This window comes from Ferrovibrio terrae (assembly GCF_943371255.1).
Taxonomy (GTDB): domain Bacteria; phylum Pseudomonadota; class Alphaproteobacteria; order Ferrovibrionales; family Ferrovibrionaceae; genus Ferrovibrio; species Ferrovibrio terrae_B.
Window position 1 is genome coordinate 12,811 of record NZ_CALRUC010000047.1, and the last position, 18,257, is coordinate 31,067.

Consider the following 18,257-nt stretch of genomic DNA (forward strand, 5'->3'; position numbering starts at 1 on the left):
GTCAGTTCATTTGTCCTGGCAGGTAAAGCGCGATTGCCGGGAAGATGACCAGCAGCGCGAGACGAATCAGATCGACGATGATGAACGGCATCACCCCCTTGTAGATCTGCCACAGGCTGATATCGCGGGCAATGGAGTTGATGACAAAGACATTGATCCCGACCGGCGGCATCACCATGCCCAGCGTGGTGACCATGACGATGATGACGCCAAACCAGATCGGATCGAAGCCAAGCTGGATCATCACCGGATAAATGATCGGCACTGTCACCAGGATGATCGCCAGTTCATCCATCAGCGCACCCAGGATCAGATACATGATCAGGATCAGGGTGAGAATGCCATAGGGGCCGATCGGCAGGCCGGTGAGGAAGTCGCTGACCTTCTGCGGCGTCTGGGTGATGACCAGAAAATAGCCGAACAGGAAAGCGCCCACGACGATGGTGAAAATGGAACCGCCAGTGCGCACCGCATCGACGAGGCTGGCCTGGATCTCGCTCCAGCCCAGCCGGCCGCGCAGGATGCCGATGATCAGGGCGCCGCAGGCGCCGCAGCCAGCCGCCTCGGTGGCGGTGAAGACGCCGCCATAGAGACCGCCGACGATGCCGGCAAACAGCAGAACAGTGGCCCAGATGTCGCGCAGCGAAAGGATGCGCTCGCGCCAGCTGGCCTTGGGGCCGCGCGGCAGCAGTTCGGGTTTCCACCAGCCAAGAAACTGGATAGTGATGATATACAGCACCACGGCCAGCAGCCCGGGCAGGATGCCCGAGATGAACAGCTTGCCGATATCCTGCTCGGTCAGGATGCCATACAGCGCAAATACCACCGAAGGCGGGATCATGATGCCGAGCGTGCCGCCGGCGGCGATCACGCCGGTGGACAGGCCGGGATGGTAGCCGAAGCGGCGCATCTCGGGCAGCGCCACGCTGGTCATGGTGGCGGCGGTGGCCACCGAGGAGCCGTTGATGGCGGCGAAACCGGCGCAGGACATCACGGTGGCCATGGCCAGGCCGCCACGGCGATGCCCGAGCCAGGCCTCGCCGGCGCGGAACAGTTCGCGGCTCATACCGGCTGCGGTGGCGAAGGTACCCATCAGGATGAACATGGGGATCACCGCTAGGTCATAGTCGGTGGCGACCCGGATCGGCGATTGCGCCAGCAAATTCATCGCCGGCTTCATGGCGGCCAGGATGCCGAAGCCGCCGACACCGACAATGCCCATGGCTATGCCGACCGGCACCCGCAGCAGCATCAGAATGAAAAGCGCGACGAAGCCGCCGATGGTGATGAAATCCTGATCCACGCTCACGCCTCTTTCCGGTTCGCAATCAGCCGCACCAGGCGCAGCAGCAGCAGCAGTGTTGCCAGCGCGATGCCCAAGGCCGCAATGGCATGAAAGGGCCAGACCGGCAGGCGCAGATCGAAGGTCTGCTCGTTGCTGGCATAAACGCTCAAGACCTTGTCGTGCAGCATCCAGGCGAACAGGGCCATGAAGGCCAGCGTCACCAGCGTTGCGAAAATATCGATCAGGCGCCTGCCCCAGGCTGGCGCCATTTCCCAGAAGCCGTCCACCTGGATATGGCGGTTGTGGTAGCCGGCAACGGCGATGCCCCAGAACATGGCAGTGCCGAGCAGCAGTCGCGAGAAATCAAAGGTATCAGGCAGGCCATAATTGAACAGCCAGCGCAGCATGACCGCCGTGAAGGTCAATACGGCAATCGCGCCCAGCAATAGCCCGGCCACCATTTCGGCCTTGTCGATGACGGTTTTCATCAGGCAGTCCCCCCCTGCCGGCACTCTGCCGCAATGCCTGTCGGGAATCAAACAGGCCAGAATCAAATGGGCGGCTGCGGCTGCCACAGAAGCCGCAACCGCCCATGTCGGTGACTCAGAAAGCGGCGTTACGCTTCTTCAGCTCCGCTTTCAGTTCGTTCAGCGCCTGCTCGCCGTTGACGCCGACTTTCTTGGTATCCTCGTACCAGGCCTTGGTCATCTCGTCCGACAGCTTGCGCCAGGCGGCGATATCGCTGTCGCTCGGCTTGACGCCTTCATGGCCCGGCAAAGCCAGCATCTTCGCCTTGCCCGAGGATTCAGCATCCGACCAGGCCGTGTTGACCTTCTCTGACATCTCCGACGTGCAATGCGCGTCAAACGCCTTCTTCTGGCTGGCCGACAGCTTGCCGTAGGCCGCCTTGTTCACCGCCAGCACGAAGTTGCTGATATAGAGCGGTGCATCCATATGGTATTTGACCGCCTTTTCGAAGCCGAAGATGAACACGCTGCCCCACGGGAAGCTGATTGCATCGGCCAGGCCGCGCTCCAGCGCATCACGCGCTTCCGGTGCGGTGACCTGCACATTGGTGCCGCCGGCCAGCGTCACCAGACGCGCCACCGAGGCATTGCCCGGGCGAATCTTGTGGCCCTTCAGATCGTCGGGCTTGGCGATCTTGATCTTGCTGTGGAAGGTGCCCGGGTCATGCACGAAGGTCATGCAGACCTTCACGTCGCTCATTTCCTTCTCGGCATATTTGCGATACCAGGCATCGATCGCGGCCGAACCGCTCTTGCCATTCGAGAACAGGAACGGGATTTCGCTGCCGGCGATCACCGGGAAACGACCCGGCGTGTAACCCGGATTGACATAGGTGATATCTGCAATGCCGTCGCGCGCCATGTCATAGTGGTCTTTCGCCTGGCCGAGCTGCTGGGCCGGGAAAATCTGCGTCTTCACCGTGCCATTGGTCGCCTTCTCCAGCGAGGCACCCCATTCAGCAAAGGCCGGATGCAAGGGGTGCGACGGCGGCAGCCAGTGGCCGAGCCGCAGCGACACCGGCTTGTCCTGCGCCATGGCCGGCTGCACGGCAGCCAGGCCGAGCGCAGCCGTCAGGCCAAGCGCAGCCGCGCAGGCATAGAAATGACGTTGAATGGTCATGTGTTTTTCCTCCGCTGGCGGACCGCCACCGGAACGTGACAGTCCTTTTTTGTTTTTTGCGCGGGCAGCCTAGCAGCGCCGGGCCGGGCCTGTCCATATGGTTTTGTTGGACACCAAACTAATTTCTTGACGCTGCCGGTGTGCGGTGCGAAATTCCGCCCAATACGGGAGGAATCGATGGAACGCTCTTTCGCCAAAGAGATTGAATCGCTGCGTCTGGGTGATGGCGACACCTTCCGTGGCGAGGGCATCCTGGCTGTCACCAAGGCCCTGCTGCAGTCCGGCGTTTCCTATGTCGGCGGCTATCAGGGCGCGCCGGTGTCACATCTGATCGACGTGCTGGTGCAGGCGCAGGATATTCTCGACGACCTCGGCATCCATCTTGAAACCTGCACCAACGAAGCCTCGGCCGCCGCCATGCTCGGCGCCTCGATCCATTATCCGGCACGCGGCTGCGTCACCTGGAAGGCCATTGTCGGCACCAATGTGGCATCCGATGCGCTGAGCAACCTCGCCTCCGCCGGCGTCACCGGCGGCGCCCTGATCGTGGTCGGCGAGGATTACGGCGAAGGAGCCAGCGTGATCCAGGAACGCAGCCATGCCTATGCGATGAAATCCTCGATGTGGCTGCTTGATCCGCGGCCCGACCTGCCGGTGATCACCAAGACCGTGCAGGATGCGTTTGAATTGTCGGAAGCCTCCAACACTCCGGTGATGCTGGAGCTGCGCATCCGCGCCTGCCATGTCACCGGCGAATTCGCCGCCAAGACCAATCAGCACGCGAAAGTGTCGCGCAACAGCCGCCTGCCCGGCCCGTCCGCCTTCAATTATGACCGCCTCGCCCACCCGCCAGCCACCTTCATGCAGGAAAAACTGAAGCTGGAGCAACGCATGCCGGCGGCGCGCAAATTCATTCTTGAGCGCGGCCTGAACGAGACCATGCCCGGCGATCTGTCGGAGATCGGCATCCTCGTTCAGGGCGGCCTGTACAATGCCCTGAATCGCGCGCTGATGAATCTCGGCCTGGCCGATGCCTTCGGCAACAGCCGCGTGCCGGTGCTGGTGCTCAATGTCACCTATCCGCTGGTGCCGGAGCAGCTGAACCAGTTCTGCGCCGGCAAGCGCGCCGTGCTGATGGTGGAGGAAGGCTCGCCCGATTATATCGAACAGGCCCTGTGCACCGCGCTGCGCCGTGCCGATATCAATACCCGCGTGCATGGCAAGGACATGCTGCCGGCCGCCGGCGAATACACGATCGAGGTGCTGACCCGCGGCCTGCTCGCTTTCGTCAAGGCCGAGCAACCGCAGATCGATATCGCGGCCGCCGATGCCGTCTTCAATGCCGCACTCGACAATCGCAAGACCGCCCAGGCCCTGATCGGCACCAATCTTCCGCTGCGCCCGCCGACCTTCTGCACCGGCTGCCCGGAACGACCGGTCTTCACCGCGATCAAGCTGGTGGAGCGCGAGATCGGCAAGGTGCATGTCGCCGCCGATATCGGCTGCCATGCGCTGGCTACCTTTGCGCCGTTCAGCCTCGGCCATTCCATTCTCGGCTATGGCATGTCGCTGGCCTCGGCCGCCGGCGTCGGGCCGCTGATGAACACGCGCTCGCTCGCCATCATGGGCGATGGCGGCTTCTGGCATAACGGCGTGCTGTCCGGTGTCGCCTCCTCGATGTTCAATCGCGGCGACGGCGTGCTGATCGTGATGAAGAACGGCTACACCTCGGCCACCGGCGTGCAGTATATCCCCTCCTCGGCCGGCAACCGCGTTGACGGCATGAGCAGCGGGTCGGATATCGAGACGACGCTGAAGGCGCTTGGCGTCAAATGGGTGCGCACGCTGCGCTCCTATGGCCTGAAGGACATGCGGGCCTCGCTGAAAGAAGCACTGACCACCACCACCAAGGGCCTGAAGGTGATCCTGGCCGAGGGCGAATGCCAGCTGGCGCGCCAGCGTCGCCTGCGCACCGACGAGGCCAAGGCCCTGAAATCCGGCGAGCGCGTGGTGCGCACCCGTTTCGGCATCGACGATGCGGTCTGCACCGGCGACCATTCCTGTATCCGGCTGTCGGGCTGCCCGTCGCTGACCATCAAGCCCAATCCCGATGCGTTGCGCACCGATCCGGTCGCCAGCGTGAACAGCGGCTGCGTCGGCTGCGGCCATTGCGGCGAGGTCGCCCATGCCGCCGTGCTCTGCCCGTCTTTCTACAAGACCGAGATCGTGCATAACCCCGGCTGGTGGGACCGCCTGAACGACCGCCTGCATCGCGCCGTGATCGGCTGGCTGGGTGGCCGCACGGCTCAGGCTGCGCAGCCGGCGGCGGGAGAGTGATATGACCACCACACGTCCCCTCTGCATCCTGATCGCCGCCATGGGCGGCGAAGGCGGTGGTGTACTGACCGGCTGGATCGTCGATGCCGCCGAACGCGCCGGCTATCCGGTGCAGAGCACCTCGATCCCCGGCGTGGCCCAGCGCACCGGCGCCACCACCTATTACATCGAGATCTGGCCGGAAAAGACGACACAGCGCCCGGTGATGTGCCTGAACCCGATGCCGGGCCAGGTGGATGTGATGATCGCCAGCGAATTCGTCGAGGCCGGCCGCGCCATTGCCAACGGCTATGTCTCGCCCGACCGCACGCTTCTCATTGCCTCGACACACCGCATCTTCGCCGTGGCGGAAAAGAGCGCCATGGCCGATGGCCGCTATGACGTGACCAAGCTGTTCCGTGCCGCCAAGGATCACGCGCGGCAGACCGTGCTGTTTGACATGGACCAGGCCGCGAAGGATGCCGGCTCGATTCTCAATGCCGTGCTGCTCGGCGCCCTGGCCGGCTCCGGCGCCCTGCCCTTGCCGGCTCAGGCATTCGAGGATGGCATCCGCGCCGAAGGCAAGGCCGTGGAGAGCAATCTGGCCGGCTTCCGCTTCGGGCTTTCGCATGGCGAAGGCGAGCTGGCTGTGCGTGCGGCACAGGTGGCGGCCTTGCCGCCGGCCGCCGCCGTGCCATCACTGGCCGACCGCATCGCGCGACTGCCGCCTGCCGTGCAGAAATTCGCCGCCGAGGGCATCAAGCGCCTGATCGACTATCAGGACGAAGCCTACGCGCGGCTGTATCTCGAGCGGCTCGACACCGTGGTCAAGCTGGGCGATGAGGCGCTCGCCAACGAAACCGCACGCCATCTGGCGCTGCGCATGAGCTTCGAGGATGTGATCCGCGTGGCGCAGCTCAAGCTGAAACCCGAGCGCTTCAGCGCGATCGAACGCGAACAGCGTGTCAGGCCCGACCAGCCCTATACGGTGGCCGAATTCCTCAAGCCCGGCGTGGAGGAAATCGCCTCGCTGCTGCCGCCGGCGCTGGCGCAGCGCGTTATTGCGCTCTGCGACCGGCGCGGCTGGACCGAGAAACTGCATTTCGGCATGACCGTGCAGTCCAACCGCATCGGCGGCTTCCTGAAACTGCGGACGCTGGCCGGACTACGTGGCTGGCGTCCGCGCAGCTTCCGTTATGCCGAAGAGCAGCAGCGTATCGAGGACTGGCTCGAGCTGATCCGCCGCGCTGCCGCGCTGGATGCCGCCTTTGCGCGCGAGATCGTCGATTGCGCCCGCCTGATCAAAGGCTATGGCGACACCTTCAAGCGTGGCGCCGGCAACTTCGAACGCATCCGCGCCCGCATCATCCTGCCTGTACTGGAGGGCCGCCTGGCGCCGGCACAGGCGAGCGATGCCCTGGTGCAGGCCCGCACGGCTGCCCTGGCCGATCCGGATGGCCAGTCGCTCGGCAATATGCTGGGCGATTTCGAAGCCAGCCTGCGGCCAACCCTGCCGCACGCCGCCGAATAAAAAAGGGCGCCCTAGTCAGATATTCTTGGGCGCCCTTTTCTCTTGAGATACAGGCCGTCGTTACGACGTGGTGTCGTATTTCACCGTGCAGCCATAGGGCCGCGAGGTGGCGGTGCTGACCGCCTTGCCCTGCGCCAGTTCAGACAATGCGACATCGACAAAGTTCTTGGCCGTTGCCAGATCGTCGATGCGGGTCGAGGGCTTGTCGTCGATGCCGCCGGCATAGGCCAGCTTGCCGGTCTTGTCGATCACATACATATGCGGCGTCACCTGCGCGCCATAGGCCCGCGCGATCTGGCTCTTGGGGTCGAGCAGCACGGCCGATGGCGCCGCGCCACGATCGGTGGTCAGCTTGTTGGCCTGGTCGGGCGTGACATAGCCCTGCTCGCCCACCGGCGAGGATACAATGGTCAGCCACACCACATTCTGCGCCGTCCACTTCTTCTGCAGCGCCTGCATGTTGTTGCCGCTGTAATGCTTCCTCACGAAGGGGCAATCATGGTTGGACCATTCCAGCACCACGGTCTTGCCCTTCAGGTCAGCGAGCGAAACCGTCTTGCCATTGCTGTCCTTGGCGGTGAAGACCGGCGCCGGCTGGCCGACCTGGACATTGGCGGCAAAGCCAAGCTGCGGGATGGCCAGCAGGCCGGCGGCCCCGATGGCGGCAGCGGAGAGAAGGATACGACGCGATAGGATCATGGTTGCACACTCCTTGTCGGGTTGGAGAGAGACGCACTTTTCTGCTGCTGGCCGCGCGAACCGACGCGGTCCAGAAGGTCGAGATGCTCCAGCACGATGGCTGGCGTGAGAATCTGCGGCAGCACCACGCTCTGGCCACCGGCATAGAACAGATAGAGCGGCACGCCGCTGCGGCCATTCTGTTCCAGCACGCGGGTGATGTCCGGGTCCTGGTTGGTCCAGTCCCCCTTCATGTAGACGATATTGCGGTCGCGGAACGCCTGCTGCACGCGCTCGCTCGACAGGGCCGTGCGTTCGTTCACCATGCAGGTGATGCACCAGGCCGCCGTCATGTTGACGAACACCGGCTGCTGCTGCGCCAGCAGGCTGTCGAGCTTCTGCCGGCTGAAGGCTTCCACGGTCTGGCCGTTCGCACTCACCTGCGCCACCGGCGCGCCGGGGACGGCTGCATCGCGCGCCGTGCCATACAGGGCGCCACCCGCCACCAGCAGCAGCGCCGCAGCGCTGACGGCTGCCGCACGGCCCTGCAGGCTGAACGACCAGGCCGCCGCAGCCACCAGCACAAGCCCCAGCATGGCAACCAGCAGGCCCTGCTGTCCGACCTGCTGGCTCAGCACCCAGATCAGCCAGGCGACCGTGGCATAGAGCGGGAAAGCCAGGGCCTGCTTGACCCGTTCCATCCAGATGCCCGGCCGGGGCAGGCGATCGGCCAGTTGCGGCACGAAGGTCAGCACCAGAAAGGGCAGCGCCAGGCCAAAGCCGAGCGCAAGGAAGATGGCAATGCCGATGGCGGCAGGCTGGGTCAGCGCGAAACCTGTGGCCGCCCCCATGAAGGGTGCCGTGCAGGGCGTGGCCACCACGGCGGCGAGAATGCCGGTGAAGAACGAGCCCTGATAGCCGCCGCGCTGCGCCAGTCCCTCGCCGATACCGGCGAAGCTGCCGCCGATATGAAACACGCCGGATAGGCTGAGGCCCATGGCAAACAGCAGATAGGCCAGCACGGCGATCACCAGCGGCATCTGCAGCTGGAAACCCCAGCCGATCTGTGCGCCGGCCGCGCGCAAGCCGAGCAGCAATCCGGCGAGTGCGCCGAAGCTGAGCAGAATCCCGAGCGTATAGGCCATGCCATGGCGGCGCATCTGCACCCTGCCCGTGCCGGCATGACCGACCAGCGCGAGGATCTTGATCGACAGCACCGGGAAGACGCAGGGCATCAGGTTGAGCAGCATGCCGCCCAGCATCGCGAGCACCACCGCCTGCAGGATCGCGGTCCAGTCCGCCGTTGCCATCATGGGCGCGGCCGCGCCATAGGCGATCTCGGTGAATTCAAACGCCTGGCGCTGCTGCGTGCCGCCGGTGTCTTCGGTGAGCACCAGCAGGCCACCGGTCTGCTGCGGCAGGCCGGCGGCGGCAAAGCTGCCGCGCTTCAGGGTCAGCGTCAGGCGGTCGGCATCCACCTGCATCGGCTGCGCTGCGGCATGTTCGATCATCGCTTCCTGATGCGGCAGGAAGGCAGCACTGTGAATGCGGTCGGCCCGCAGGCCCGGCACGGCGACATGCAGGACATAACCATCCGGCGTGGTTTCCATGCGCGCCGACCACGGCGACAGTTGCGCAAGGCTCTGGCGCGCGGTGGCGAATGCGGCGGCGGTTGCCGGATTGGCGCCGCCATTGCCGGCGGCCAGCGGAAGATCGAGCGTGGCCTCGCCCGGGATGCATTCCTTCTGGCAGACCAGCCAGTTCACATCGGCCTTCAGCGCAATCTGCGACGGCATCTCCGCCGGCGGTGTGATCTGCGTCAGCAGCAGGATCTCGCCTTCGTAGCCATAGTTGACCAGATGCGCGATCGGAATGCGCTCCGGCACCGGCCAGACGACCGGTCCCGCCGTGAAGCCCGGCGGCAGAGTCCAGCGGATCTCCGTCGCCAACCCTGAATCGCCGGGATTGCGCCAGTAGGTATGCCAGTGCTCGGCCATGCGCAGGCGGACACCGACCCAGAAGGGTTCGCCGCCGCGGATAACGGCGGGTTCCGCCAGCAGCGTGGCAGCGACCAGATCGTTACCGGAAAGCTGGGGCTGAACCTGCGCCTGGGCCGGAAGGACAAGGCCGACGGCCAGCGCCGCTGCGAGAGCGGCCTGCTGAAGCAGGCGGAAAAAACCGAGGCGGCGCATGCCATAAAAATCCCGTAAAACCGCCTGCGGAGCAAGTGACTTCCGCCTCACAAGGCCGCGAGGCCGCTGCCGCCCTGCCTGATTTTTCAGCTAAAACGCGAAGGACACGCTGAACGCACCGAACTGGTCGCTGGCATTCTGGCTTTCATATTCGCGGGTGCGCAGCACATGGGTATAGGCGAGCCGCACGCCATCGACCACCACGGCGACGCCGAACTGCGCGTCGCCGACATAGTGTTCCTTCCTGGTGCTGCGGCTGTCGACGAAGGTGTTGCCGTCGAGAAAGATGTTATGCGCCACGGCGCGGCCATCGACGCCGGCAAACAGATACCAGCCGAAGCCGCCCGGTGCCTTCTCGAAATAGCCCGAACCGGGCAGGCTGGGCTGCACGCGCGGCGGGCCGTAATCGATCGGCAGATTCTGGCCGAAGCGGAACATCATGCCGCTGTTGGCATAGACATAGACATTGCCGAGCGCGGCACCGGCATGCGGCGTGGCATCGATGCCGAACCCGCCCGGCAGCTTGAATTCTGGCGACTGCCAGCTGCGCTGGTAGGTGAACTGCAGGGTCGGCTCGTTCTTCAGCTGGGTGGCCCAGCCCTGCGCCTCGGGGGAATCGACAATCGAATGGATGACATCCTGGGTCTGATGCGCCAGCGAGGCCGGGCCGACCACGCCGACACTGACCAGGAACTGATCGAGCACCTGGCCGGTGCGCGCCACCACGCCGACCGAACCATAGAGCCAGCCGGCATAGGGCCGGTCATTGGCGGGCGGATTGCGCAGCAGCTTGTCAGACGCCGTGTACATATTCTGGCCCAGCGCATATTCGACGCGGATGTCGCTGTGCCATTTCAGCATCGGCACTTCCATCGCCAGATCGCGCAGCCATTCGGGCTCGGCGTTTTTCGGCGTCAGGTAGCTGAAGCGGGCGCCGCTCGTGTAGCGATGGTCGGTGTTGTAGAATAGATCGTTTTCTAGGACGAAGCTGAAAATGCCCACCTGCGGCTCGGCCTGCTTGGCGAGATCGGGCGGATCGGCCGCATGGCTGAGCGGCGCGGCGAGCACAATGGCAGCGAAGGCGGCAACGGAGATTTTCTGGGACATCAAACGGCAGACACTCTTTATGAGGTGAGGCTCGCCCCTCTTGCCCGGCGAATATGGCATGAACGGGGCAGACATGATGTTTCTATCCATCACACTCAATCCAGGCCCGGCCGCGAGCGCATGCTTTTCACCCCCGACCGCTTGGTCTTCGATTCCAGCCGGCGCTTTTTCGACCCCAGCGTCGGCCGGGTCGCCCGGCGCGGCTTGGGCACCACGGCAGCAGCCTGGATCAGCGCCACCAGGCGGTCGATCGCATCCTGCCGGTTGCGCTCCTGGCTGCGATGCTGCTGCGCCGTCATCACCAGCACGCCATCGAGCGTCAGCCGGCTGCCGGCGAGCTTTTCCAGCCGCGCCCGCACATCGTCGGAAAACGCCGTCGAGTGCCGCACATCGAAGCGCAGCTGGACCGCCGTCGACACCTTGTTGACATTCTGGCCGCCGGGGCCGGAGGCGCGGACGAAGCTGATCTCGATCTCGCGCGGATCGAGGCTGATGCGATGGGTGACACGAATCATGGCGGGCACCCTAGCCGGCCCCTGCCCCCTTGCCCAGTCAGGTTGGGCCCAGTCAGGTTGGGCCCAGCCAAATCCGCCGGAAACGGGGGAATGATATCATTGCTATCAAATCGACCTTGTTTGCGCCTGTTTGAGCTTATTCCGGCTTATTCCAGCGTATCTGACTCTAATTCCAGCTAGGTCAGGGCCTGATCCAGCTTAGCCTGACGTCATTCCGGCTTATTCGAGCGTAAATGCCCTCACGGCCTTGTCGTGACTGCAAAATAGCTTAGAACATAATAGCAACATTCTGTCCTGCCCACAAGCTGGCTTTCCCCTCCGCCAGCCAGCAAGATGCGGGCTGTCCGCTGCTGAAGAAACGAGCCCGATGAAAACCGTCCTGCATGTCGGCTGCGGCCCGCGCGATGCCAGCCCGCTGCATGCCACCTTCCGCAATCCCGACTGGCGCGAACTTCGCCTCGATATCGACCCGGATGTGCGGCCCGATATCGTCGGCAGCATGACCGACATGCATGCGGTGCCGACCGCATCGGTGGAAGCGCTGTGGTCATCGCACAATATCGAACATCTGGAAGCCCATGATGTGGCCACCGCGCTGGCGGAATTCCGCCGCGTGCTGAAACCCGGCGGCTTCGCCCTGATCGTGACGCCCGATATCCAGGAAGTCTGCCGCCATGTCGCCGAGGGCAAGCTGGAAGACACGCTCTACACCGTGCCGGCCGGGCCAATTGCCGCCATCGACATCCTCTATGGCTGGCGCCGCGAACTGGCCAACGGCAAGACCTATATGGCGCATCGCACCGGCTTCACCCGCGATACGCTGAAGGCCAAGCTGAATGCGGCCGGCTTCGGCCTTGTCGCCGTGCAGGCCAACCAGAAGGCGCTGGAACTGATGGCGATTGCTTTCGGCACGGCGCCGGATCAGGCCAGCCTGCAGGCGGTGCTGAAGTCGCTGTAGAGGCTTACGCCTTGCGCAGAAACTCGCGCAGATCCTCGTAGATCCGCTTGCTCATGGCGTCGGCGCCATTCAGCATCAGGCCGAGCTGGGTGCGGTTGACGCCCAGCTGCTGCGCCAGCTCGTCCATGGTCATTTTCGATTCCGCGCAGGCCTCGGCTACCGCCTGTACCGACATGCCCTCGGCATAATAGCGGCCGTAGACCACCTTGACCTTGAACTCGATGGGTTTGCGCTTCTGCACCGGGCTGGCGACTTCACTGGGCGAGCGCAGGCGCAGCGGCGGCTGTGCCAACGGCTCTTCGATGCTGTGCTGCATCGCCTCTGCCAGCAGATCTGGCAGCGACTGGCTCTTGCCAATCGTGTTGTCGAGCAGGCGGCGCACGGTCTCGATCAGTTCGGTTTCGATCCGCGGCAGCATATGCGCCTCGCCGAAGCTGTCGTAATAGCCGCTGATCTCGCCCAGACGATCACGGCGACGGGTGAGGAAATCGCGCGCCCCCAGCGGTACGCTGCGGCCATGTTCGCCGATGCGCACGATGAAGATGCGGGTGGCGTTGACCTCGACGATGCAGACCTGCCAGCGCAGATTGACCAGGTTATGCGCCAGCTTTTCGCGCCGGCCATGCTCGAACTGCGGCAGCTGGCCCTCGACCAGGTCGACCAGCACATAGAACTTGTCGATCTCGTCGATGTAGTTGCGGAAGCTGTCGAAGCTGGCGGCGAACGAGTCCGGCTCGGCAATGCGGCGGATAATCGACACGCCCTGCAGCTCCGCTTTGTTGAGCAGGTCGTTCAGCTGGGCGAGTGTGGTCTGGCCGGGCATGATCTTTGTAGGGATTATACCGCCGGGACTTCGCCCCCCGCAATCTGGAATGGTTTTCAAAATGGTGACGTCGTCACCCGGAAGACGCCGCGCATGCGGCTGTATGGGCAATGCCGGGCCCTGGGGCCCGGGTACAACCTGACGGGTTGTCTGCGCAGTTAAAAAGAGATTCGTATGTTGACCTATAATCGCTTGCATTGCCGGCGCGATGGCGCAGCGATAGACTGCAATCAACATAATTATAATGTGCATGGGAAACGCGCCATTGCAGTCACGCCTGAAGGGCGAACTGAACCCGCAGCTGGATGATGCGCCGGAACTGCGCTCTCTGCTCGATTACTGGCGCGACAAATCCCCGCCCGCCGGCATCCCGAACCGCAGCGCCATCGAACCCGCCGAACTCAAGAGCCATCTGGGCTCGCTGTTCATCGTCGAGCCGCTGCCGGGTGAAGAGGATTTCCGCTATCGCCTGATCGGCGCCGACATCACCGCGATCAACGGCCAGGAATTCACCGGCAGCACGGTGCGGCAGCTGATGCACGGCCTGTCGAAAGTGGATGCCGATGCGATGATCAACGCCTATCAGATCGTGGTGCGCAAACGCGCCATCCTGCGCGCGCGCGGCCGGCTGATCTGGGCGCAGAAGGATTATCTGGAATTCGACTCCCTGCATCTGCCGATCCGCGCGCCAGACGACAGCGCAACCTGGTTGCTGGGCAAGATGACGGTGCTGGAAATGTCGTTCGCCACCGGCATCGCGCCCAGCCTGCAGGGCCGCGGCGCGGCATAGGCGTCGGGCACGTAGAAACTCAGACGCCGATATCCTCGTTCCACAGCGCCGGCTGCGCGGCGATGAAATCGCGCATCAGTGCGATGCAGGTGGCATCCTGCAGCACATCGACGGCCACGCCGCGGCTGCGCAGCAGGTCTTCCTCGCCCATGAAGGTGTGGTTCTCGCCGACGATCACCTTCGGGATGCCATAGAGCAGGATGGCGCCGCTGCACATCGCGCAGGGCGACAGCGTGGTGTAGAGCGTGGCAGCGCGATAGACGCTGGCCGGCTGGCGACCGGCATTCTCGAAGGCATCCATCTCGCCATGCAGGATGGCGCTGCCCTGCTGCACCCGGCGGTTATGGCCGCGGCCGATGATGCGGCCCTGATACACGATCACCGACCCGATGGGGATGCCGCCCTCGGCGAGGCCGGCGCGGGCCTCGTCGATGGCGGCTTGGAGGAAGGGGTCCATGGGGTTCTCGTACAATGCGTCGTTACAGCGGTTTCAGTCTTTCCTGAATTACATTTACTAATGAATACATGATCGAGTGGATATGCCGTGAAATTTCGCCAGACGCCAGAAATGCCTTCCCTCTACGCGATTGATCGAACTCTCTTGCTTTCAGCATGCACGATCATGGAGTCTTCCATTTTGCCCCAGTATATATTCATTTGACCGCACAGCCTATTCAGATAGGCGGAGCATATAAAGCAAGGATGCCCGAGATCTTTTCCGCCTGCCAACACCACCCCTCGCGGTTCGGCCAGACAATAACAACAAAAAGGCTTTAACGGCTTTGAGAGCCACTTGCCCGCAATACCCGACCTGTCAGAAAGCCTTGTGGTACCTTTTCCGATGGCAGCGATTTCCGCTAAATTGCAGAGATTATGAAACCTAAGGCGCCAAAAAGATGGATAAGAAACTTCAGGCAGCCCATGCAGCGTGCTTAAAGCACGCCGAAGACGTATTGCAGTCTGCCGAATCCTTGGTGACGGCAAATAAGTCGCATATCGCCTATCACCTTGCGGCACTTGCCCTGGAAGAAATAGGAAAGGCCGCCCTGATAGTTGCAAGCGGAGTTGCTGCCCCGTATCGGGAGACGGCGTGGGCAGATCGTAAACTAGACGATCACGAGTGGAAGCTATCATGGGCGATTTGGACGCCCGCGATAGGCGGCGGAAAAACCACGCCACAAGCCTTAGAGAACGCCCGAAACCTTGCACGGACGATACACCACCGCCGGCAAGCGGGAATGTATTTCGAGGCAGATGGAAATAGCAATTTCCGTGAACCGTCGGAAATCGTCACGAAAGAACATACAGAGCAATTGATGGACTTTGTCCGCGCGCGCTTAGTGCTTGAACAGTCCGGCACGTGGGACACTGGCGATCAAAACGGTGCCGACTTGGAATGGCTTCTGACGGCGACGGAAGATTCCGATAGATCGAAGCGCGTATTTAACGCGAAATCCATGAAAATCCTTGAGCAGTGCGGGGGTGACCCCAAGCGCTGGATTAAGGCCGTAAAAGAGCAAATCGCAGAGGAAGACGCCGCATTCAAACTCGCCTTGGAAAAGGAGGTAGCGCGCGCAATACCCAATGGCCAGGACGCTCAGAAACCCAAGTGGAAGGTTCGGGTAAAGCTCCGCACTGCAAGTCACAAGATCAAGCCCAGGCCCCTTGCCAATTGGACCAAGATCGACGCCCATATTCAGTTGCATCCGGTACCGGGAAAAAAGGATCAACTATACGTCGATATTGTTTTGCCTGCCTCGGTGCCTATGAGTGAAGTGTATCGCCTCGGATGGGACGCGCACCGTAAATACGCTCTATCCTTAAACATCGCCACTCTGGGATTCTTCTGGTGGGAGCTACCAGAGGACGGGGACTCATACCTTGAAAGCGTGCGCGACTTGGACAGCAACCAGGTTGTAAAAATGGGAACCGGCCCAACGCTACTGGACTGGCGCAAGTCTAACATTAACGATGGAAATCTTATTCAAGTCGCTCAGTGCATGTACGCGCTTTCACGCCTTCCGCCTGAAGCGGGCACGCTGATTTTCAGTCCATACCTTCAAGCGATGGCTTTTCTTGGAAAAAGCGATGTTCACCACTCCTTTGCCATCGAGGTAGCCGACCTATTTGTCACTACTTTTAGCCGCGCGATAGCGCACTTCTCGGAGCTTGATGTTTCTCCGGCAGCTTTAGAAAACAGCATGCGATCTGCTGTCACAGACGTTCTCTCTCCGGCCATGGCCGATGAACTGGTACCGCTGGCAATGAAGGCTATCAATGTTAAGAAGACGGTGCTGGAAGAGCATGATGCAGCTTATGAACCGATCACTATTGCCGATGCCGCCAAGCTGAAGGTTACCTGTGATGCGTATCTGCGCAAGCATCTATTGCACCTCGCCACAGAGCGTATCGCAAAAGAGTACCCAGAGATGACACAGGAAAATCCAGCGCAAGGCACCGCCTCTAAATCTCCCTAAGACAGTCCTAAGGTAGATTAGAAGCACTTGAACAATGCCTACGAAGGCGCGGCCCGCCTAGCTTGCAGCGGGCGATCACAGGGAGAGTCTACACCACAGTACACCTTGGGCGACGTTCTCAGTCTGGCCATGGGATTGATAAAAGGCCTTCTCGCCGCCGCCGATAGCCAAAAGTGTGCTCTGGCGCTTGGCGACCCCAACGGGATTCGAACCCGTGTCTTCACCGTGAAAGGGTGACGTCCTAGGCCTCTAGACGATGGGGTCGGCCTGTGGCTGACCGAATCAAACGACCCGGAAAGCGGCCCCGGTTGCCCGGTGCGACGCGGTGTGTACCGGGTCGCTGCGCACAAATCAATAGCTGCTCCCCCGCCCGAGTCCGCCAGGCTTTCCAAGGCCAGGCCACCACCTGCACTGGTTTCGGACCAATTTTGAATATGGTTCACTTTACCGGGGCGCGATTTGCCGGAAGAGGCAGCATACTGCGCATTAAATTGGCATTTGGAACAAGGATTTAGCCTTGTCGGTCCCGAACCATTGTGTTTAGGTTCGGAGTCATGAACGAAATGACGCTCAAGCCCTCTCATCGCGTCGGCAGTGCCACTGAGGCCGTCGGCGTGTTGCGCAAACTGCTGGTCGAGCATTCGGCCTTCCCGGAAAATCCACTGCCCACCGAACGCGACCTGTCGGCCCGCCTGGGCGTCAGCCGCCGCGTGGTGCGCCAGGCGCTGTCGGAGCTGGAAGCCGAGGGCAAGATCTGGCGCCGCCAGGGCAAGGGCACCTTCATCGGCCCGGCGCCCTCTTCCTCGGCGCCGACGCTCAGCCGGCTGGCCAGCCGCACGAATTTCTACGAGATCATGGAAGTGCGGCTGCATATCGAGCCGAGCATTGCCGGGCTGGCTGCCCATCGCGCCAGCGCCGAGCAGATCGCGATGATCCAGCGCCTGGCCGAACGCGTCGCCGCTGCCGGCCTCGACACCGAGCCGGCCACGCTGGAACGCTGGGACAGCGCGTTTCACCGCAGCCTGGCCGAAGCCGCCGGCAACCGGCTGTTCCTCGACCTGTTCGAGGTGATCGACAAGATCCGCTACGATCCCTCCTGGCAGAGCACGCGCGCCCGCGCCCGCACGCCGGACGGCAAGACGCGCTCGGCGAACCAGCATCTGGAGATCGCCGCCGCCATCGCCGCCCGCGATTCCGTCCGCGCGACGCAGATCATGCGCCAGCATATCGCCTCGCATCAGGAAGCCCTGCTGAAAGCCATGAACACCGACCAGCCGGGCTGAACCGTTTCATCCACTGCGCACCAGTATCGGACCCGCGTATCATGAAAATTCCTTTCGCCTTCACCACCCGCCCCGAGATCAAGGGCACCTTCGGCGTCGTCGCCACCACGCACTGGATCGCATCATCGGCCGCCATGGGCGTGCTGGAGCGCGGCGGCAATGCGTTTGATGCCGCCGTCACCGCCGGTTTCGTGCTGCATCTGTGCGAGCCGCATCTGAATGGCGCCGGCGGCGACCTGCCGGCTCTGCTGTGGAATGCCAAGGCGGGCAAGATCGAGGTGCTGTGCGGCCAGGGCCCGGCGCCGGAGAAAGCAACGATTGCGCATTTCAAATCGCTGGGCCTCGACCTGATCCCCGGTTCCGGCCTGCTGGCGCCCTGCGTGCCGGGTGCGGTGGATGGCTGGCTGCTGATGCTGCGCGACTATGGCACCATCGATATTGCCGAGGCGCTGGCGCCGGCGATCTATTATGCCGAGACCGGCACGCCGCTGGTGCCGCGCGTGATCGACACCATCGGCACCGTGCAGAAGCTTTTCCAGGATGAATGGAAGACCTCGGCCGCGCTGTGGCTCGACCGGACCGGCGCGCTGCCCAAGCCTTACGCGCTGTTCAAGCAGCCCGGCCTCGCCGCGACCTATCGCAAGCTCGGCAGCAC

General features: G+C 62.8%; 17 protein-coding genes and 1 tRNA gene. 8 read left to right on the forward strand and 10 right to left on the reverse strand.

Annotation, left to right across the window (positions count from 1 at the left end; genetic code table 11):
- Position 1: 1 nt before the first annotated feature.
- From AAG799_RS11730 to AAG799_RS11740, 3 genes are all read right to left on the reverse strand, one after another.
- Entirely contained in the window at positions 2 to 1,309 is a 1,308-nt protein-coding gene (locus tag AAG799_RS11730) for a TRAP transporter large permease (protein WP_341896036.1), read from the reverse strand.
- A complete protein-coding gene (locus AAG799_RS11735) occupies positions 1,306 to 1,773 on the reverse strand; it encodes a TRAP transporter small permease (protein ID WP_341896038.1) in 468 nt (155 codons plus the stop codon). Before AAG799_RS11735 ends, AAG799_RS11730 begins: the two co-directional genes overlap by 4 nt.
- Before the next feature lie 115 nt (positions 1,774 to 1,888).
- A complete protein-coding gene (locus tag AAG799_RS11740) occupies positions 1,889 to 2,932 on the reverse strand; it encodes a TRAP transporter substrate-binding protein (RefSeq protein ID WP_341896040.1) in 1,044 nt (347 codons plus the stop codon).
- 177 nt (positions 2,933 to 3,109) lie between these two features.
- Here AAG799_RS11740 and AAG799_RS11745 point away from each other — a divergent pair, with 177 nt between their 5' ends.
- Entirely contained in the window at positions 3,110 to 5,269 is a 2,160-nt protein-coding gene (locus AAG799_RS11745; RefSeq protein ID WP_341896042.1) for an indolepyruvate ferredoxin oxidoreductase subunit alpha, read from the forward strand.
- A 1-nt stretch (position 5,270) separates the two neighbouring features.
- On the forward strand, positions 5,271 to 6,779 hold the full coding sequence (locus AAG799_RS11750; protein ID WP_341896044.1) for an indolepyruvate oxidoreductase subunit beta family protein: 1,509 nt from the start codon (positions 5,271 to 5,273) through the stop codon (positions 6,777 to 6,779).
- Positions 6,780 to 6,839: 60 nt separating this feature from the next.
- Here AAG799_RS11750 and AAG799_RS11755 read toward each other — a convergent pair whose 3' ends face one another.
- Both AAG799_RS11755 and AAG799_RS11760 read right to left on the reverse strand, forming a co-directional pair.
- Positions 6,840 to 7,478, reverse strand: a complete 639-nt coding sequence (locus AAG799_RS11755) for a thioredoxin family protein (RefSeq protein ID WP_341896046.1) — start codon at positions 7,476 to 7,478, stop codon at positions 6,840 to 6,842.
- Positions 7,475 to 9,454, reverse strand: a complete 1,980-nt coding sequence (locus AAG799_RS11760) for a thioredoxin family protein (RefSeq protein WP_341896048.1) — start codon at positions 9,452 to 9,454, stop codon at positions 7,475 to 7,477. The genes AAG799_RS11755 and AAG799_RS11760 overlap by 4 nt, the downstream gene beginning before the upstream one ends.
- Between AAG799_RS11760 and AAG799_RS11765 the strand changes: the two genes are divergently transcribed.
- A complete protein-coding gene (locus tag AAG799_RS11765; RefSeq protein WP_341896050.1) occupies positions 9,437 to 9,667 on the forward strand; it encodes a hypothetical protein in 231 nt (76 codons plus the stop codon). The genes AAG799_RS11760 and AAG799_RS11765 overlap by 18 nt on opposite strands.
- A gap of 72 nt (positions 9,668 to 9,739) precedes the next feature.
- On the opposite strand, the gene AAG799_RS11770 is transcribed toward AAG799_RS11765, so the two are convergent.
- Together AAG799_RS11770 and arfB are read right to left on the reverse strand one after the other, a co-directional pair.
- On the reverse strand, positions 9,740 to 10,756 hold the full coding sequence (locus AAG799_RS11770; protein ID WP_341896052.1) for a lipid A deacylase LpxR family protein: 1,017 nt from the start codon (positions 10,754 to 10,756) through the stop codon (positions 9,740 to 9,742).
- A 95-nt stretch (positions 10,757 to 10,851) separates the two neighbouring features.
- Positions 10,852 to 11,271, reverse strand: coding sequence for an alternative ribosome rescue aminoacyl-tRNA hydrolase ArfB (gene arfB, locus AAG799_RS11775; protein WP_341896054.1), 420 nt, complete (start codon positions 11,269 to 11,271; stop codon positions 10,852 to 10,854).
- 367 nt (positions 11,272 to 11,638) lie between these two features.
- Between arfB and AAG799_RS11780 the strand changes: the two genes are divergently transcribed.
- A complete protein-coding gene (locus AAG799_RS11780; RefSeq protein WP_341896056.1) occupies positions 11,639 to 12,229 on the forward strand; it encodes a methyltransferase domain-containing protein in 591 nt (196 codons plus the stop codon).
- Positions 12,230 to 12,233: 4 nt separating this feature from the next.
- Here the strand turns inward: AAG799_RS11780 and AAG799_RS11785 are convergent, their stop codons facing one another.
- Positions 12,234 to 13,052, reverse strand: coding sequence for a hypothetical protein (locus AAG799_RS11785; RefSeq protein WP_341896058.1), 819 nt, complete (start codon positions 13,050 to 13,052; stop codon positions 12,234 to 12,236).
- Between the two features lie 265 nt (positions 13,053 to 13,317).
- Between AAG799_RS11785 and AAG799_RS11790 the strand changes: the two genes are divergently transcribed.
- On the forward strand, positions 13,318 to 13,842 hold the full coding sequence (locus AAG799_RS11790; RefSeq protein WP_341896059.1) for a PAS domain-containing protein: 525 nt from the start codon (positions 13,318 to 13,320) through the stop codon (positions 13,840 to 13,842).
- 19 nt (positions 13,843 to 13,861) lie between these two features.
- Here the strand turns inward: AAG799_RS11790 and AAG799_RS11795 are convergent, their stop codons facing one another.
- Complete coding sequence (locus tag AAG799_RS11795) at positions 13,862 to 14,299, reverse strand: nucleoside deaminase (RefSeq protein ID WP_341896062.1); 438 nt, start codon at positions 14,297 to 14,299, stop codon at positions 13,862 to 13,864.
- A 439-nt stretch (positions 14,300 to 14,738) separates the two neighbouring features.
- Between AAG799_RS11795 and AAG799_RS11800 the strand changes: the two genes are divergently transcribed.
- The gene (locus AAG799_RS11800) at positions 14,739 to 16,319 is read left to right on the forward strand and encodes an AbiV family abortive infection protein (protein ID WP_341896065.1); all 1,581 of its coding nucleotides are present in this window, start codon (positions 14,739 to 14,741) and stop codon (positions 16,317 to 16,319) included.
- A 188-nt stretch (positions 16,320 to 16,507) separates the two neighbouring features.
- Here AAG799_RS11800 and AAG799_RS11805 read toward each other — a convergent pair.
- A tRNA-Glu gene (locus tag AAG799_RS11805) sits at positions 16,508 to 16,583 on the reverse strand.
- 299 nt (positions 16,584 to 16,882) lie between these two features.
- On the opposite strand from AAG799_RS11805, the gene AAG799_RS11810 reads away from it, so the two are divergent.
- Together AAG799_RS11810 and AAG799_RS11815 are read left to right on the forward strand one after the other, a co-directional pair.
- Positions 16,883 to 17,602: a FadR/GntR family transcriptional regulator gene (locus tag AAG799_RS11810; protein WP_341896067.1), complete on the forward strand. Its 720-nt coding sequence runs from the start codon at positions 16,883 to 16,885 to the stop codon at positions 17,600 to 17,602.
- A gap of 41 nt (positions 17,603 to 17,643) precedes the next feature.
- A partial coding sequence (locus tag AAG799_RS11815; protein WP_341896069.1) for a gamma-glutamyltransferase occupies positions 17,644 to 18,257 on the forward strand: 614 nt, incomplete at its 3' end.

Bases quoted from the DNA above. Each gene is read 5' to 3' on its own strand.
- AAG799_RS11735 (WP_341896038.1), bottom strand. From the start codon at position 1,773: ATGAAAACCGTCATCGACAAGGCCGAAATGGTGGCCGGGCTATTGCTG.
- AAG799_RS11740 (WP_341896040.1), bottom strand. From the start codon at position 2,932: ATGACCATTCAACGTCATTTCTATGCCTGCGCGGCTGCGCTTGGCCTG.
- AAG799_RS11745 (WP_341896042.1), top strand. From the start codon at position 3,110: ATGGAACGCTCTTTCGCCAAAGAGATTGAATCGCTGCGTCTGGGTGAT.
- AAG799_RS11750 (WP_341896044.1), top strand. From the start codon at position 5,271: ATGACCACCACACGTCCCCTCTGCATCCTGATCGCCGCCATGGGCGGC.
- AAG799_RS11755 (WP_341896046.1), bottom strand. From the start codon at position 7,478: ATGATCCTATCGCGTCGTATCCTTCTCTCCGCTGCCGCCATCGGGGCC.
- AAG799_RS11765 (WP_341896050.1), top strand. From the start codon at position 9,437: ATGCCAGTGCTCGGCCATGCGCAGGCGGACACCGACCCAGAAGGGTTC.
- AAG799_RS11760 (WP_341896048.1), bottom strand. From the start codon at position 9,454: ATGGCCGAGCACTGGCATACCTACTGGCGCAATCCCGGCGATTCAGGG.
- AAG799_RS11770 (WP_341896052.1), bottom strand. From the start codon at position 10,756: ATGTCCCAGAAAATCTCCGTTGCCGCCTTCGCTGCCATTGTGCTCGCC.
- arfB (WP_341896054.1), bottom strand. From the start codon at position 11,271: ATGATTCGTGTCACCCATCGCATCAGCCTCGATCCGCGCGAGATCGAG.
- AAG799_RS11780 (WP_341896056.1), top strand. From the start codon at position 11,639: ATGAAAACCGTCCTGCATGTCGGCTGCGGCCCGCGCGATGCCAGCCCG.
- AAG799_RS11785 (WP_341896058.1), bottom strand. From the start codon at position 13,052: ATGCCCGGCCAGACCACACTCGCCCAGCTGAACGACCTGCTCAACAAA.
- AAG799_RS11795 (WP_341896062.1), bottom strand. From the start codon at position 14,299: ATGGACCCCTTCCTCCAAGCCGCCATCGACGAGGCCCGCGCCGGCCTC.
- AAG799_RS11800 (WP_341896065.1), top strand. From the start codon at position 14,739: ATGGATAAGAAACTTCAGGCAGCCCATGCAGCGTGCTTAAAGCACGCC.
- AAG799_RS11810 (WP_341896067.1), top strand. From the start codon at position 16,883: ATGACGCTCAAGCCCTCTCATCGCGTCGGCAGTGCCACTGAGGCCGTC.